Origin of the sequence: Lacimicrobium alkaliphilum, from assembly GCF_001466725.1 — a bacterium.
In the GTDB taxonomy this organism is placed as follows: domain Bacteria; phylum Pseudomonadota; class Gammaproteobacteria; order Enterobacterales; family Alteromonadaceae; genus Lacimicrobium; species Lacimicrobium alkaliphilum_B.
Genome location: NZ_CP013650.1, coordinates 2451148 through 2466662, shown reverse-complemented (window position 1 = coordinate 2466662; position 15515 = coordinate 2451148). Strand labels below are relative to the sequence as shown.

Annotated in this window: 14 protein-coding genes; 6 read left to right on the top strand and 8 right to left on the bottom strand. The window is 49.1% G+C overall.

The features are described 5' to 3' along the window. Positions 1-37: 37 nt before the first annotated feature. Together AT746_RS20145 and AT746_RS20140 are read left to right on the top strand one after the other, a co-directional pair. On the top strand, positions 38-460 hold the full coding sequence (locus AT746_RS20145; RefSeq protein WP_062480343.1) for an MBL fold metallo-hydrolase: 423 nt from the start codon (positions 38-40) through the stop codon (positions 458-460). Next, positions 432-1091 carry an MBL fold metallo-hydrolase gene (locus AT746_RS20140; RefSeq protein ID WP_062480341.1) on the top strand — a complete coding sequence of 220 codons (660 nt, stop codon included), beginning with the start codon at positions 432-434 and terminating at the stop codon, positions 1089-1091. The genes AT746_RS20145 and AT746_RS20140 overlap by 29 nt, the downstream gene beginning before the upstream one ends. A gap of 4 nt (positions 1092-1095) precedes the next feature. Here the strand turns inward: AT746_RS20140 and AT746_RS11215 are convergent, their stop codons facing one another. From AT746_RS11215 to AT746_RS11205, 3 genes are all read right to left on the bottom strand, one after another. Continuing rightward, positions 1096-3159: a TonB-dependent copper receptor gene (locus AT746_RS11215; protein WP_062480339.1), complete on the bottom strand. Its 2064-nt coding sequence runs from the start codon at positions 3157-3159 to the stop codon at positions 1096-1098. 81 nt (positions 3160-3240) lie between these two features. Further along, positions 3241-3669 (bottom strand): hypothetical protein, encoded by a 429-nt coding sequence (locus tag AT746_RS11210; RefSeq protein ID WP_062480338.1) that lies wholly within the window; start codon positions 3667-3669, stop codon positions 3241-3243. 85 nt (positions 3670-3754) lie between these two features. Continuing rightward, positions 3755-4174, bottom strand: a complete 420-nt coding sequence (locus AT746_RS11205) for a VOC family protein (protein ID WP_062480335.1) — start codon at positions 4172-4174, stop codon at positions 3755-3757. A 189-nt stretch (positions 4175-4363) separates the two neighbouring features. Between AT746_RS11205 and soxR the strand changes: the two genes are divergently transcribed. Continuing rightward, positions 4364-4813, top strand: coding sequence for a redox-sensitive transcriptional activator SoxR (soxR, locus tag AT746_RS11200; RefSeq protein ID WP_062480333.1), 450 nt, complete (start codon positions 4364-4366; stop codon positions 4811-4813). A 332-nt stretch (positions 4814-5145) separates the two neighbouring features. Further along, positions 5146-6045 carry a DUF4760 domain-containing protein gene (locus tag AT746_RS11195; protein WP_062480331.1) on the top strand — a complete coding sequence of 300 codons (900 nt, stop codon included), beginning with the start codon at positions 5146-5148 and terminating at the stop codon, positions 6043-6045. A gap of 3 nt (positions 6046-6048) precedes the next feature. Here the strand turns inward: AT746_RS11195 and rimO are convergent, their stop codons facing one another. From rimO to AT746_RS11180, 3 genes are all read right to left on the bottom strand, one after another. Further along, positions 6049-7467 carry a 30S ribosomal protein S12 methylthiotransferase RimO gene (gene rimO, locus AT746_RS11190; RefSeq protein ID WP_062480329.1) on the bottom strand — a complete coding sequence of 473 codons (1419 nt, stop codon included), beginning with the start codon at positions 7465-7467 and terminating at the stop codon, positions 6049-6051. Between the two features lie 207 nt (positions 7468-7674). After that, positions 7675-8187: a DUF6436 domain-containing protein gene (locus tag AT746_RS11185; RefSeq protein ID WP_062480327.1), complete on the bottom strand. Its 513-nt coding sequence runs from the start codon at positions 8185-8187 to the stop codon at positions 7675-7677. Further along, a complete protein-coding gene (locus AT746_RS11180) occupies positions 8184-9656 on the bottom strand; it encodes a methyl-accepting chemotaxis protein (RefSeq protein ID WP_062480325.1) in 1473 nt (490 codons plus the stop codon). The genes AT746_RS11185 and AT746_RS11180 overlap by 4 nt, the downstream gene beginning before the upstream one ends. 223 nt (positions 9657-9879) lie before the next feature. Here AT746_RS11180 and AT746_RS11175 point away from each other — a divergent pair, with 223 nt between their 5' ends. After that, positions 9880-11556: a response regulator gene (locus AT746_RS11175; RefSeq protein WP_062480323.1), complete on the top strand. Its 1677-nt coding sequence runs from the start codon at positions 9880-9882 to the stop codon at positions 11554-11556. 17 nt (positions 11557-11573) lie between these two features. On the opposite strand, the gene AT746_RS11170 is transcribed toward AT746_RS11175, so the two are convergent. Beyond that, a complete protein-coding gene (locus tag AT746_RS11170; RefSeq protein WP_062480321.1) occupies positions 11574-12413 on the bottom strand; it encodes an esterase/lipase family protein in 840 nt (279 codons plus the stop codon). Between the two features lie 96 nt (positions 12414-12509). Between AT746_RS11170 and AT746_RS11165 the strand changes: the two genes are divergently transcribed. Beyond that, the gene (locus AT746_RS11165) at positions 12510-13682 is read left to right on the top strand and encodes a GGDEF domain-containing protein (RefSeq protein ID WP_062480319.1); all 1173 of its coding nucleotides are present in this window, start codon (positions 12510-12512) and stop codon (positions 13680-13682) included. Here AT746_RS11165 and AT746_RS11160 read toward each other — a convergent pair. Then, positions 13679-15457 carry a cyanophycinase gene (locus AT746_RS11160; protein WP_062480317.1) on the bottom strand — a complete coding sequence of 593 codons (1779 nt, stop codon included), beginning with the start codon at positions 15455-15457 and terminating at the stop codon, positions 13679-13681. The genes AT746_RS11165 and AT746_RS11160 overlap by 4 nt on opposite strands. Positions 15458-15515: the final 58 nt, after the last annotated feature.

Here is a 15515-nt window from a genome sequence, read left to right as displayed (position 1 = left end):
AAGTCATAATAACGTTAATTCCCGGTAAAGGCGCTTTATGCTGAGATTGATCTTCCCAGTGCTCCTGGTCAGCTTATTGCTGCCCGGCTGTACCGTTCAGTCTGAAGGCCGGGTCAGTGAAGTGGTCGCCAGGGCAGGGGAGGTTTATCAGAACCCCCATATAGAAGATCCGGAAAAAACCGTATTTGCTTTCGCCTGGACCAAATATTTTGGTGAGGTACCCTTTGCCGATCAGCAAAGTGAGGCACACCGGATAGCGGTAGCCGATACGTTGGAGGATCTGACACAGGCCCCTGAACAACCCAGAGTCACCTGGTTGGGTCATTCCACTTTTCTGATCAGTTACAACGGCATAAACCTGCTGACCGACCCGATCTTTTCTGAGCGGGCTTCACCACTGAGCTTTGCGGGGCCCGAAACGTCTTGCGCCTATGCCTTACAGACTATCAGATCTACCTGATATTCATCATGTGCTGATTTCCCATAATCATTATGATCATCTGGATGAATATACGGTAACGGCCTTACCGGATACGGTGCAGTATCATGTTCCACTGGGCGTCGATAACTGGTTTAAGCAACTGGATAAGCGCAACTATCAGACTCAAAGCTATGACTGGTGGCAACAGCGTGAGACAGGCGAGCTGCGCATTACCGCAACGCCTTCGCAGCACTGGTCGGCGCGTAGTCTGTTTGATCGCCGCCATACGCTGTGGGCAAGCTGGGTGGTGGAAATTGACGGATTTAAATTCTGGTTTGGCGGTGACACCGGATATAACGCCGTGGATTTTAAGCAAATCGGTGAACAGTATGGCCCCTTTGATCTGGCTTTAATCCCCATTGGGGCCTATTCGCCAAGGGATTTTATGCGTGAGTACCATGTTAATCCTGAAGAAGCGGTAACGCTGCATCAGGAACTGGGCAGCAGGAAAAGTATCGGTATGCACTGGTCTACCTTCCAGCTTAGTGCCGAGCCCTTATTTGAACCGGCGCAGCGACTGCAACAGGCGGCCACTGAAGCCGGGCTCGGCGACGACTTTATTACTCTTCAAATTGGACAGAGCCTTCATCTGGCAAAGCCACAACCCTGAGTATTCAGAAACGGTAATCCAGTTTCGCCCAGGCAGTACGCCCCGGCTCACTGATGCGATCATCGGCAACAAAACCGGGAACAGATGCTGCCGTTTTGCTCAGGTACTCCTGATAGGTTTTATCCAGCAGGTTATCGATGCCGAGACTGAGTAACCATTTGTCTGAAGGGCGATACAGCGCATTAACAGACAACACCCCAAAGCCAGCGGAAGCGGAACTGTCCAGCCCCGCTATGGTGCCCTGACCGGCAGCAAAACGGGATTGCTGATCAACTAATCGCCACAAGCCTGACAGATGCCAGTTTTGTAGCTGATAAGCGGCGCTGATCCGAAACTCCAGCGGCGGTTGTTGGGCCAGTGGCAGATTATCACTGTCATTGGTGCCGCGGCTCACAGCCAGTGAGGTTTCCAGGGTGAGCTTCTCTGTCAGGCTCAGCTCTGCCGACACCTCGCCGCCCCAGGTGTGAGCATCAATGTTTCTGACCTGCTCCAGTAACATGGGCTGTTGTTTTTCCAGCAGAATAAAATCTGTTACATCCGACAGGTAGGCAGACACCGATACCCGGGTAAAATCAGTTTGATAGAGCCAGCCTATATCCAACTGATGGGTTACTTCCGGTGACGTATAAAAAGCTGACTGGCTGTCTTCGCCACTTCTGGCGTTACCCAGTAACTCCCAGTAATCCGGGTAACGGGCGGCACGGCCTGCGCCCAGATACCAGGTATGTTGATTGTGAGTCTGCTCAATACGAACAAAGCCGCTTGTCAGGGTATCCTGGCGACGGTCACCAAAGCTCGGGTTGATTAGGTTCAGCTGCATATTTTTACGCAGCATTGGCCGGTGATCCTCAGCTTCCCAGTGATCTGCCCGCAAGCCGCCAAACAGACTCAGATTGGCTAAAATCGCGTGGTCTATCTCGGCGTATATACCCCACTGATCGAAGCGGCCATCTTCGACTCTGAGCATATCCTGCCAGGGCATCATCAGCTGGTTCATGCTCATACGGTTTCGATGCACATTCTGGCTGTTATCCAGTCCCAGGCGGATCTGCCAGTTTATCGCTGCAGTCAGATCCAGCTGAATTTTACCACCGCGGGTGTAACGATCCGGATTCATGGCCGCCGGAAACGGCATCATGGCATCAGGGGTAAAGTTTCTGAGGCTGAAATTGTCCATCAAATGGTCAATATGATTGAAGTATAACTGCCCCTCAATGCGGGAAAGCCAATCATTTAAGTCATCCTGTCTGGCTTTGATACTGATATGGCGGCGATCAAACATGCTGCCGTCCATGGCCCGATCTGCATAGGCACTTTCGCCGTCACTCCGGCCCAGGCTCAGCATTAACAGCGTATCGGGCCCGGGTGTCCAGGCCAGTTCAGTCGCAGCGCTCCAGCGGTCATATGCGCTGTTGACAGGGTTGCCGTTGCCATCCTGATAATTACTGGCGCTGGCGTTACTGAGGCTCATACGCAGGTAACCGTTCTGATTGCCGGAGGTGAGGTCGGCATTGAGTGCTTTGCGGTTAAATTCCGCCAGAGTCATGCTGATATCACCCTGAACTCCGGCTTCTGAAAGCTGGTATTGGTCTTTTTCAAATAAAACCGTGGCATTGGCCGGCAGATTGAGTACGGATTGGGGGCCTTTGATCACCCGGATACGATCAAAGCTCTGTGGCGAGATATAGGCCGTAGGCGGGTCCATCCGACTGCTACATCCACCAAGCAACATATTGCCGTCGGTAATGATGTTCAGACGCGAGGCGGCCATGCCCCTGAATACAGGGTCGCCACTGGCCCCGCCCTTGCGAACGATACTGAACCCGGTGATGGTTTTCAGATAGTCAGCGCCATCATGGGCGGGCAGTGGTTGGCGGGGCTTTTTAGGGTCGGTAACAATCTGGTTAGGTGACGCCATCACTTCCCCCATAACCAGTACTTTTTCAATTGGATGCAGGGCAGACATTGTTTGCTGTTCTTGTGCAGATAACGGCAGGCTCAGTGCCATAGCAGATAACACCACACGCAGAGCAGGTGAGCGGCGAGGTAAAACCGTGTTTTTATTCATTGTAATAACTTCAGGCTGGCCGGATTAAAGACTAATCCGGCTGGTTAAACTCGGGCCTGATGCAGCAGTGTGATCAGGCGATTATGGGAAAAGCCTGAATACAAAAGGAGGTGCGCGGGACAGCGCGTTGTTGTACCTGTCATTGAGGGTAGCACTGGAAAAAAGACTGAATGCCCTCAGGGTTATTTTCTGTGAAGCGATGAGCGCAGTGTTGCCGGCCATAATATCGTGGTTGTCGAGCAACAATCCGGCGCTGCATTCTACCTGTTGCAAGGGCTCCGGGAGTTGTTCCGGCGGGTCGACAAAAACGAACTGGCCCCGGCTCAGAGATGCGGCCATATCCACCCATTTCATATCCCGCCCGGTACAAATCAGTACCTTGTCGTCGCTGGCATACGCCTGTGCGGCTGAAAGGGTGCGGGATGCCGATAGCGGCGCTACTGTCAGGTTAAACAGCAGTAACAACAGCGCCAGTAACGCAATAGGCTGATTCTTAAAGCCTGAAGGCAAAATCTTATCCGCAGGTTGAACTTCGTTTTATTCTAAAGTAAGCCGTTTCGGCAATTCAATCATTTACAGGATTAAATGTCCTGCTTTAACGATATAAGTTCCGTTCGCCGGGGATATCACTCAGATATTCAACAAATTCAACTTCAAAGCCATCATTGTCAATAAAGTAGATATTTTTGCGGTAAGGATCCTCACTGCCAGCTTTGGCCGGACTAAATCCCGCTTCGGCCAGTCGCCGAACTATGGCGTCCAGATCCTCGGTAATATAAGCAAAATGAGCCAGGCCTATACTGTTGCTTTTCAGATCGCGGTTTTCACCTGTGCCATTGTCATTCAGGGTCAGATACTGGTAGTCATCACCAAAGTGTACCCAATTTCTGGGGGTTCCATACCAGTCGGCTTTGCCTTCACCGCGAATACGCCAGTGTGGAAACGCGGCGCGGTAAAAAGTAAGGCTGTTTTCGATATCTCTGACCACCAGATTCAAATGTTCTAGCTGTAACATGCTGATTCTCCTTATTTGAAATACATGGTCTGATTGAACAGGTGGCAGTAGTTTTTCCAGTAACGGCTGAGCCGGCCAGCAGGTGCAGAGTGGGTTCTTTCGGTTTGCATAGCTTTCTCCTTTTGTTAAGTCCTGGGTTATGCTAAAACCTCAAGTTAAGTTAAGGTAAAGACTTTTTAAGGAGAAAATATGCAAGCTCAGGATCTCAGTGTCGGGCAGGTGGCAAAGCGCTGTGGTGTCAGGGTATCGGCGCTGCATTTTTATGAAAGCAAAGGGTTAATATACTCCAGTCGCAACAGTGGCAATCAGCGCCGTTACAGTGCAGATGTACTGAGAAGGGTGGCGGTGATCAAGGCGGCGCAGAAAATGGGCATCACCCTGGCGGAAATTCAGCAGGCCTTTTCGGCGTTGCCCAAACACAGAGCCCCGGATAAAAAGGACTGGCAGGCGTTATCCTCTGGCTGGTATCGGCAATTAAGTGACAGGATTGATTATTTGCAGCGCTTGCGTGATTTACTGACCGGCTGCATAGGTTGTGGCTGCCTGTCGATGGGTAAATGTCCGGTTTATAACCCTGATGATAAGCTGGCGGCGGAAGGTCCCGGGCCGGTGATACTTGACACCACCAAATTTAAATAAATACCCGGAGCTTTATCTTCAGGGGTTTCTGGCGTATTGTTAGGTAGTAGCTAAATGATAAAAGGTGAAAAAATGAAACACTTTTATATGCCCCAGGGCGGGGATGTACTGGAAATCTGACCCGTACTCATGGACGAGCGCAACCCTCCATCCTTAAAAAAAGCCTACAGCTTTCATAGTTTTAATCTTAACCACCCCCTGATATCAGTAATGATGAAGATGGCCTGGCCAGAACCTTCCACTGGTATGGTGTTCCTTTAGAAGGGCGACAGACGTTAAATAAGTACTGGCTGGTAGTACCATTAGTTTTACTTAGTCTGTGGCTGATAAAAATGTACCTTGATAAGGGAACGGCCTATTTACCGGCATTGGCAGTCAGTATTTCTGCAACTTTTGCGCTTTTTGCGACCCTCAGAACACTGTATCAGAATATTCAGCTCAATCGGGAGAGCAATACCCTGCAAGCCATAGGTCTGCTATGGAAAGGTCAGGGGGAAAAGCGTTTAGGCAAAAAATCTTCCGGTGACTGGCGATTAAGTGATGTCAGTAATCCCATTCAGGCAATCAACCAATTTAATCAGATTCAGCTCAGACTCCTCGAGCGTGATAAAGGTCAACAACATATTGCAGTACTTGGCTCTATATTAGCGATGTTTGGGGCACCGGATGTAAAATTTAAAGGCGTCGAACTGGCTGAGTGGAAGCGGCTTTCTGAGAAGCTGAATATTGATCGGGATTCATTGCGTAAAGGACTAAATGAAGCGGAAAAACTATGTCAGGGCATACAGATGGGCGTTTATGATGAGAAGCTGGTACAAAATTATCTGGGTGCCGATCTGTCAGCGTTGGTAACTTATATGCTCTCCTATATTTACTGCATCAGGGAAGTGCACGCCATGCGTCTGGTCAGACGGGCCAGGTTTATCAATGAAGTGCCTTTTGCCCAGCGAGGGGAACATTACAGCGCCCACAAGGAAAGTCATGATTTGATGTACGAGTACCTGGAGTATTATTGTTATCGCTGGTATTTCACCGACGTACCAAGAGAATTTGGGTTGTTTCATCAGCATTTGCAGCAAGTTTATCAACAATTAAGAGATAAAATTGCCAGTACAGAAATCTCAGATACTCAGGCATGGCAAGGTTATTGTCCTTTTATCGCTTTTGCCAGCGACAACAATCAGCGTACCTTTAATACACTGACTGCATTTGCCGCTAAGCGCGGTGCATAAGGCTCAGACAACCCGGCTGCCCCATAGATCATATTCATCGGCATGCTCTATGGTGACGGTGACCAGATCGCCGGGTTTGAGTTCAGTGTCACCGTTTAAGTACACCATGCCGTCAATTTCCGGGGCATCGGCGTAGCTGCGCCCGATGGCGCCTTCTTCGTCCACTTCATCAATCAATACATCCATCTGTTGGCCGATGCGTTTTTGCAGTTTGGCCGCGCTGATGGCCTGTTGTTTTAGCATAAAGCGTTCAAAGCGTTCTTCTTTAACCGACTCCGGCACGGCATCGGGCAGTTCATTGGCTTTAGCGCCGTCCACATCGGAGTATTTAAAGCAGCCCACACGGTCAAGCTGAGCGGCATCGAGGAAATCCAGCAGCATCTGAAAGTCTTCTTCGGTTTCGCCGGGGAAGCCAACAATAAAGGTGGAGCGGATCACCAGTTCAGGGCAGATCTCACGCCATTTGAGGATACGCTCAAGGGTGCGCTCGGCAGCGGCCGGGCGTTTCATCAGTTTCAATATTCTGGGGCTGGCATGTTGCAGCGGAATATCCAGGTAGGGCAGCACTTTACCTGCAGCCATCAGTGGAATCACCTTGTCCACTGAAGGGTAGGGGTATACATAATGCAGTCTGACCCAGATCCCCATCTCGCCGAGTTTTTCACACAGCTCTGTCATACCGGTTTTAACCGGCATACCGTTCCAGAAACCGGTACGGTTTTTCACATCTACACCATAGGCACTGGTGTCCTGTGAGATCACCAGCAGCTCTTTGACCCCGGCGACTTTAAGGCGCTGGGCTTCATCCAGCACCTCGCCTATGGGGCGGCTGACTAAATCACCGCGCATTGAGGGAATAATGCAAAAAGTACAGCGATGGTTGCAGCCCTCGGAAATCTTAAGGTAAGCGAAGTGCCGGGGCGTGAGTTTAACCCCATGATCGGGCACCAGGTGTTCAAAGGAATTATGTTCAGGCCTGGGCAGGTAATCATGTACCTGTTCCACCACGGTCTCATAGGCATGAGGGCCGGTAATGGCCAGTACATTGGGGTGTACTTCACGAATTTCATCTTCTTTTACGCCCAGACAGCCGGTCACAATGACCTTGCCGTTTTCGTTCAGGGCTTCACCTATGGTATCCAGTGACTCCTGCACCGCCGAATCAATAAAGCCACAGGTATTCACGATCACCAGATCGGCATCGTTGTAGGTATTCACCACATCATAACCTTCGGTGCGCAGCTGAGTGAGAATGCGCTCCGAATCCACCAGGTTTTTCGGGCAGCCCAGCGAGATAAAACCGATGCGATTACCCGCCCCAATATCCATGGTCTGGCCCTCTCTGGCGGCATTATCTGCCATCACTTTTTTGGGCGTTTCCAGGGTGGTGGTTTGTTTGGGATTAAAGGTCTCTACACTCATGTCATCTCGCTGTTCTGTGGCTGCTGGGGCAGGCAAGTCAGTGGCCCCTGAAAAGTCGGCGGATTATACATGAAGGGAAAAGCAATGGCATCCGTGTCGCTTAAAAAATACCCAGTCAACCTGTTGATTTATCGGGTCGGAACAAATCAAGAGGATGTTGGAATACCATGAAATGTTCTCAGTGACCTTATCAGAGTCCAGAGTAAGTCAGGCCGGGCAATAACATCCTTTTGCTTCAGAGATGACGGTTGGACCTAAACCCTGAGTATCGATGGAGGATGTCAGCCAGCTTTCAATTAAACCTTTTCCCGCGCTGCATCTGAGACCAGTCGAGTATGGTCCGATAAACGTCAGGTTACTATCGGCATCAAATAAGATGATACTTGGAACCGCGGTGATCCATTGTCTGAGTTCGTCAAAATCAGAAAGATTAATTGATTTGTTGCTGTAACCATAATCTTTTAATAACTGACTGACCTGCTGCCGATGGCTCTGGCTTATCAGATTGCAAAAACAGTCGCTATCTGTGATGTGAATAGCGGTAGAACGGTTATTATCACTGAGCTTAGCCAGTTTTTTAGCCAGCCCGGTGCTGTGTTCCTTATCCAGCAACATGCCATTAGGATCGTAGTCGACCAGTTGCCAGCGTGACATTAATACTAATGTGCCCAGTAAAATACCCGCCCAGATAAGCAAAAACGCCCAGGACTGAGGTTTCATATTTTCAGCCTGGAGAGGGCCTTTTCAAGGCTCTCGGAGCTTTTTCGAAGCTGCTGGAAATCGTTAAAAATTTCCTGATTCAGCGCTGAGCTATCGCTGATGTTGTTCAGTAAAGCTTGTGTGGCTAGTGATACATTATCTGACGTGTTTGCCTGTTGTTCACTTGCCGACGATACTGAGAGTATGTTGCGCTCGATTTCAGTTATACGATGACTGACGTCATTAAAGGCTTTATCTGCTTTTGCAGACTGGGATACAGTCTCATTAATGAGTTCCAGGACTTGCTGCATTTGTTCAACCGAATCTTTCGTCTGATCTATCAGTGTTTTACTGACAGTCTCAATTTCCTCAGTACTGTTTTGTGTTTTCATTGAAAGTTGGCGTACTTCATCGGCGACAACGGAAAAACCCCTGCCATGTTCACCAGCCCGGGCAGACTCGATGGCCGCATTTAGTGCCAGGAGATTTGTCTGTTCCGCGATGGTTTTAATGGTGACGGTTACTCTGCTGATTTTCTCACATTGCTGGTTGAGAGACCCGATTCTCTCTGACATTTTGCTCAATGCCTGATGCACAGAACGGACCTTGTGACTGGCATTGTTGATATTTTCACCAGCCTGGGTGGCTGCTGTTGCTGCCGCAGTCGTTTCCTCTGCCGATTCTGAGGATGATGATGCTATCTGTTGATTGGAATTCGTCATTTGCTGCATTGAGCTGGCTATAGTATCGACTTGCTGACTGGTCGATTTGCTAAGCTCATTGAGACGCTGTTGTTGCTGATAGATGGCACCTGTTGCACCAATTAATTGCTCTGATACTGCAAACGATTCATCAAGAACCTTGCGGATGCCGCCAATAAGCGTTGAGAATTCCGTTAAACCTGGGTCTATGGGTCGTTGGAGATCTATTATTCCTTCACGATTTTGAATGTGGGTAATAGTGTTGCTCAGAATAAGAGAGGTATGAGCCTCCTTAAAACTGCGTTTGGCGATCACCGACAATACAGCTCCTTCCGCAATGGCGAAGAAGGCGTGAATGAGCAATATTCCTATAGTCAGATGACCCTCCTCGAAGATGTACACACCAGCGCTGTTACTCTGTAAAAAGAAAAAACTTATGTGATGAATTGCGACAGTGGTGGTGCTGATAAGAATAGTTTTCCAGTCACGGTAATAAACTAAAAATGCCAGTAATGTGAAGATTTCGAAATGTATTTCTGTCAGGCCAAAGCTTTGCTGAATGTGCAGGGCTGTAAGCAGTTGGACAGCTATAGCGACGGCATAGCGTGTCATCTGAGCCTGAGGCTGAGTGTAAATTAAAATGAGGGGTAGAGCTGCAGTGGGAATGCCTATCATCATCGCCCATAACCAAGTGTCAGTGTAAGCAGCAATAGCAAAAGCTATTGCAACCTGAGCGACTAACACTCCACTAAAGACCTTGTTTGCTTCGTCTATCCATGGGTAACGCAAATTACTATCTCCACTCTGGATTACAACCCATATTGTACGCTAAGAACTAGGTTATAGATCTGACTTGTGTCAAGTTTGAGGCTCCGGGTGACAACGTCATTATTTAACTGCAGTACAGATCTGGCATTTACTGCGGGCAGACAATACTATTCTGGTTAGGCTTCTACAGTGCAGACCGATGCATGTAGTGACAGATTTTGGCGAATAATCACTGTGGTTAATAATGGAAAAAGACGATTTAAGTAACTTAGATGCGCTGAATGTGCTGATTATTGATGATCAGACACTGGTCCACGACATTCTCAAGTCAACCTTTTATGATTTGGGGATCCGCACGGTAAAAAGTGCCGAAAACGCCTTTTTTGGTCTGCGGTTATGTGAGCAGCAACGGTTTCATGTGGTGATCTGCGCCTTTAATGTAAAAAGCGACAAAGATGGTTTTCATCTGCTGGAGGAGCTTAAGTTCAAGGGCCATGTCACCAAGCGCACCATCCTGATATTTTTAAGCGCCGATACCGATGAGAGTCTGGTCAACAGTATTGCCGAGCTGCAGCCCGATGACTTCTGGGTCAAGCCTCTTTCCCCTGCTCAGGTCAAAAAGCGTCTTCCTCATGTGCTGGAGGTCAAAAAGACCCTGTATAACATCTATCAGGCAGTGGATAACAAGGATTTTGGGAAAGCCATTTATTACGCCGATCGCCATCTGCTTAACCCGGCGCTGGCAAAGTATCAGATGCAACTGCTGAGAATGAAAGGGGAAAGCCTGCTGGCCCTGTGTGAGCTGGAAGATGCAGAAGCTTACTACCGCGGGCTAATGGAAAAGTATACTGCGCCCTGGGTGTATCTGGGCTTTATCAAGGTGTTGCTCAGGCAGGATAAAATGCAGGAGATCAAAGAACTGCTGGCGCAACTGACCGACAAAGTTGAGACCCGTTTTGCTACCTATGACTTGCTGGCGCAGTATTATATCGAACGGGAAGACTATGAACAGGCTTACGAAGAAATTAAAAAGGCCGCCGAGCTGGCGCCCCGCAATATAGAACGTAATAAAAAGCTCTGGGATCTGGCCCGTCTGACCCATGATCACCAGGGCCAGTATAAGGCCACCCAGGCCATGGCTAAATATGCCAAGAATTCCATTCATGATTCCCCGGCCCTGCTGTTCAATGTGATCCGCTCCGGGATTGATCTGGCCTGTACCCTGACTGGTGAGGCGTCCCTCAAAATTCTTAAGCAGTCAGAGCGTTATATCGCTGATCTTGAGAACAATTATGCCGGCAATGAAGAGTTTAAAGAGCAACTGGTGGTGGTTAAAGCCAGGGTGCACAATGCCAGAGAAGAACGGGACCGTGCCGAGCGTATCGTCGATGCCCATGTAACCCTCAAAGCAACGCCCTCGGTGGAGGATAACCTCGACAAGGTGAAGGTCTTTCATGAGCTGGGACGACGCGAAGAGGCTATCAGCCTGCTGGACAAAGTGAAAAAGCAGATTGGCGGTGAAGGCCTTACCAGCCAGGTGGTGGGTAAGTATATCGAGCAGGAAACCTCTGAACGTGAAGAGGTGCATTTTACCCCCAAACAGCTTAACAGCATGGCGGTGGAGTTATTCAAAAAGAATAAAAAAGTGCCGGCACTGAAATCCCTTGAACAGGCGCTGCAACTGACACCCAAGAATGTGCGGGTATCTTTGAGTATTCTGAAGGTATTGGTGGCCATTCATCGGGATGAAGGCCTGGATGCTGACCAACTGGAACTGGCTGAGCGTACTCTGGATATTCTGAGCAAGAGCAATCTGGATGAAAATCAGCAGAAAGCCTTTGATGATTTTGTGAAGGAACTTCCACAAAACCAGCCCGGCGATGCACCGGCAGAGGACAAGCAACCTTCACTGAATAGTTAATACCCGTGAGCAATTATCTATGTGGATTGGGTCAACCAGCGGCTGATCCGCCGCTTTACTCTGCTATTCAGTAATAATCCCATATGGCTGATGGTGACAAACCTGACTCTGGTACTGTTTTTCAGCAGAGCACGATGGGCGGGGTAAACCACTAAATCGTTAACCGAAGCGATGGTCATAACCGGCAGTTCAGGGGCCAGTTGGCTGAATTCAGGCAGTTGATGCAGCAGCGGGCTGTGTGGATGAAACATCTCTTTGAGCCAGGGCAGGGTGAAATCGCCTATCGCCTGGGTGCCATGATGGGGCGTGCCGAGGGTAATGATGGACTTAATACGGTGCTTATCTTCAGGGTAGTGCTGCAATAACATGCGACAAACCAGCCCGCCCATTGAGTGAGCGAGAAGATGTACCGGCTGTTGCTGATTATTCATAAAGGTCTGCGCCAATGCCTGATGCAGGCTGTCCACATATTTGCTGGGATCCACATAGGGGCGGCCCAGGCTGACACTGTAGGTCGCAAACCCGGCTTGTTCCAGCCTCCGACGCAATCCCCAGAAGCAACTGCCGTTCATATGAAACCCGTGTACGCAGAGTATCGCCGGTTTGTCAGGCGCTGATGGCTTGTGCAGACCGTTTTTATTGCTTTTAAAAACCAGCCATAGACTCATTAGTACTACCGCCCGGATGACCTCAGTATAGAAAAGCCAGAGCTGTGCGGGGCTGAGTTTATAAAAGCGAAGGTAATTGCGGCCATAAAAGTGTTTTACCCGGATATACAGCCACAGGATGGCCACAGCATAGCTGATAGCAATGGCCACAGGTAAACTCACAACAATAAGTGTCAGATAAAACAGCATGGGTCTGATACGTCTCCTGAAAAAACCCTGTGGGATATCAGCATATTTTGCCTTACACTCCTAATAATTTGTTAATTATTGTAATCAGGCACGCCATTGCTAAGTTTTGGGTTTAACACTGCGGTGTTGTTTATTATCACCACAGCGTTTTATTTTATGATCTTTATCCTGCCCCGGCAGGCAAAAGCCAATCAGCAGGTCGCCCTCTATTGTTTTCAATATTCCTTTGTCACGACTTTTCTGGCCTTTCTGGCCTTCACACTGAGATTTCAGCAATGGTTTGAGTTATCGGTATTCCTTACCAGTTTATTTTTGCTCGGTGCCTTATATTTGTTTTATATCGGTGTCAGGTCCCGTTTTGCCCTCCACCTGAGCAGACGGGGTTATTGGCTTATTGTGGCTCATATTCTGCTGTTCTCGATCTTGCAGTGGCTGACTCTGTATTTTTCTCTGTCGGCTTTGGTAAGAGATGTTATTGCGTTTTTTAATCTGTCTCTACCTTTGTGGCTGACCATCTTTTTTCTGCATCAGCACCCACAACGAAGTAATTACGGTGATCGTCTGGTAAAAATCGCGCTGGCAGTGATCTGGCTGGTACTGACATTGTTGCTGCCTTCGTATATTGCGCTTACTGCACCAGACAGCAAGGAGCTTATCAATATCGCCACCTTGCTGGCGATGGTTCTGGAGTGTTTGTTATTTTGCGGTGTCGCTATCAGCTATATCTACGACCTGGTAGAAAAGCTTAAGAATGACGCCTACACCGATAAACTCACCGGGCTCAGAAACAGGCGGTTTTTTAATCGTATTACCTCGGGAGTGTTTTCTTCTGCCCAGCGCTACGGACTCAGTACCTGCGTCATTCTTGCCGATATAGATGACTTTAAAAAGCTTAATGATACGCAGGGCCATATAAAAGGTGACGGCGCGATTCGATCAGTGGCAGACACGCTCAAGGGATTATTGCGGGAAGAAGACATTTTAATCCGTTTTGGTGGTGAAGAGTTTCTGGCGTTGTTGCCTAATACTGACTTTTCTACTGCGGAAAAAGTGGCCGAGAGAATGTGTGCAGCTGTTGAAGCGCTGCCTGCTGAAAACCCGGCCCTGAAAGTCACCCTGAGTCTTGGTGTCAGCCAGGTAGAAAATCTGCAGGATCTGGAAGCGGCTATTCATCGTGCCGATGCTGCTATGTATCAGGCCAAGCAGCAGGGAAAAAATCAGGTGGCCAGGGATAAAGACGTTCCCCCCTTGGCGGCCACCTGTGATTAATTTTCAATCCCAAACGCCAGATTGATATAACTGCAGCGCTGCTGACCCTGGTTCTCAGACAGAGTAAAGCGGGTGTCTTCAGTGGGCATCACCACATAGGCGATATTATCCTGGCTCCAGTTTAGTGGTTCCCGCGTGCCGCAGTTATGGCTGAGCATACGGCGCCAGAGACCTTCCTCCAGAACCGGAGTCACTTTTACCTTGTCAGTGACCGGGCTGCAGGCCAGTTCAAAACTTAGCTGGTTGTTTTGTGCATCAAAACTGAGTTTGTCACCATGATTAAGGTAATGGCTGCTTGCTACCAGTTGTCGCTTGTTGCCCTGCAGTTTATAGATGCCGCTTTGACTGTCCGTAATATACACACCGCCCTGGCCGATCACTTCCATTTGCACTTCTTCTTCGGTGGTATTGACCATCAGCGCGGTAGCCTCGTCAACGCCAAAGCCAAAGCGGGTGCCGGTATAGGCTGTTAAAAGGGCCAGGCGTGCTTCTCTGTCGCGCTCGGAAAAATGGGTATCCAGTATGCCTATGTTAAACAGGCCACTGCCACCCCCGGCCCTATAGGTAAGATCAGAGCCCTGCAAGCCATTTCCACACTGGCTGTCGGCAGCGCATCTTGTGCTTGGAGGTGGGGTAGCAAAAGGCCCCCTGGCAAAAGCGGCAACTGATGTACCATTTGAGATCATTGGCACCGGGCGGTTGGCGAATACCCCGCCTGATTGCACTGCCGTTCCGGCGCTGGTACCACCAATAACCAGTTTGCCCGCAGCCATTTGCTGTTTGATCAGTTGTAATTCTTTGCTGTCAGTACCGTCTTCATTTAATAAAGCGGCCAGGGTCAGACTCTGGTCGCCACCGTTAAAGAAGACTCCCTGTACCTGACGTATCTGTTGGTAAATCTGTTGCGGATCCTGGCAAACTGTCATTTGTAGTGCGGTACGATTGGGATAGATCGCCTCGCGGTTAAAACTGCCATTGGCAGCACGGATATCAGTCAGCTTTTCACAACCGGCAAAGCCTTTTTCTTCCAGGTTTCTGGCCTGTTGATAGCTTTTATCCAGCGGCAGCCAGATCACCTCGGCACCGGCCTCCTTAAACACTGACTGGTAAAAATCGGCCACTTCAAAAGGATCGCGACTTGAGGCAGTTATGACGGCAATCCTGGGTTTGCGGTCCTGGTTATCCAGTCGGGCCCGGGCCATCTCCACAAAACGTTGGTAGACAGCTCTGGAGTGCGGGTTCTTGTTCTGAGCCAGGTCTGTCACCTCGGCTTTTCTGTTACCCGTATCATCAAGCTGGCGAATTTCGAAGAAATCCAGCATGGCATAGTACAGCTTGTCCGGAATTTCCTGATAGAACAGTGAGCCATTCAGGTTGCTGTAATTCACCCTGGAAAAGGCATCACGCAGATCGCTACTGGTCAGGCTTTTATTCTGCAGCTTTGCATAAATATTCTTAATCACCCGGGAAAAGTCTGCCCGGTAGTCCTCTGGCTGATGTAAAAAAGGAGCTGAACTGAGCAATGATTGAACAGCATTCTCAGTGATCTGATACAAAGACTGTTGTTTATGCTGTTGTGAAAAGCTGCTGTCCAGACAGTTTTTCTGGCTGTAACTTGAACAGGTGGAAAGGCCGCCCCCCACCAACATAAGATTGTAATTATCTTCGAATATCGCCCTGTTTTCGCCGAATTTATCCGCGTTTTCACCGATGTTTGCCCAGGCGGCGCAAGAGAGCATAAGCGCGATAACCGCGGGCATTGCAGACATTTGCATAGCAGAAATTCCTGTGAGAGAAGGTTAAATTTTTGTTGACATGCTTTTACGCTAAAGG

Bases quoted from the DNA above. Each gene is read 5' to 3' on its own strand.
- AT746_RS11170 (WP_062480321.1), bottom strand. From the start codon at position 12,413: ATGCTGTTTTATCTGACACTTATTGTTGTGAGTTTACCTGTGGCCATT.
- AT746_RS11195 (WP_062480331.1), top strand. From the start codon at position 5,146: ATGTACCTTGATAAGGGAACGGCCTATTTACCGGCATTGGCAGTCAGT.
- AT746_RS11215 (WP_062480339.1), bottom strand. From the start codon at position 3,159: ATGAATAAAAACACGGTTTTACCTCGCCGCTCACCTGCTCTGCGTGTG.
- AT746_RS11205 (WP_062480335.1), bottom strand. From the start codon at position 4,174: ATGTTACAGCTAGAACATTTGAATCTGGTGGTCAGAGATATCGAAAAC.
- soxR (WP_062480333.1), top strand. From the start codon at position 4,364: ATGCAAGCTCAGGATCTCAGTGTCGGGCAGGTGGCAAAGCGCTGTGGT.
- AT746_RS20145 (WP_062480343.1), top strand. From the start codon at position 38: ATGCTGAGATTGATCTTCCCAGTGCTCCTGGTCAGCTTATTGCTGCCC.
- AT746_RS20140 (WP_062480341.1), top strand. From the start codon at position 432: ATGCCTTACAGACTATCAGATCTACCTGATATTCATCATGTGCTGATT.
- rimO (WP_062480329.1), bottom strand. From the start codon at position 7,467: ATGAGTGTAGAGACCTTTAATCCCAAACAAACCACCACCCTGGAAACG.
- AT746_RS11160 (WP_062480317.1), bottom strand. From the start codon at position 15,457: ATGCAAATGTCTGCAATGCCCGCGGTTATCGCGCTTATGCTCTCTTGC.
- AT746_RS11185 (WP_062480327.1), bottom strand. From the start codon at position 8,187: ATGAAACCTCAGTCCTGGGCGTTTTTGCTTATCTGGGCGGGTATTTTA.
- AT746_RS11175 (WP_062480323.1), top strand. From the start codon at position 9,880: ATGGAAAAAGACGATTTAAGTAACTTAGATGCGCTGAATGTGCTGATT.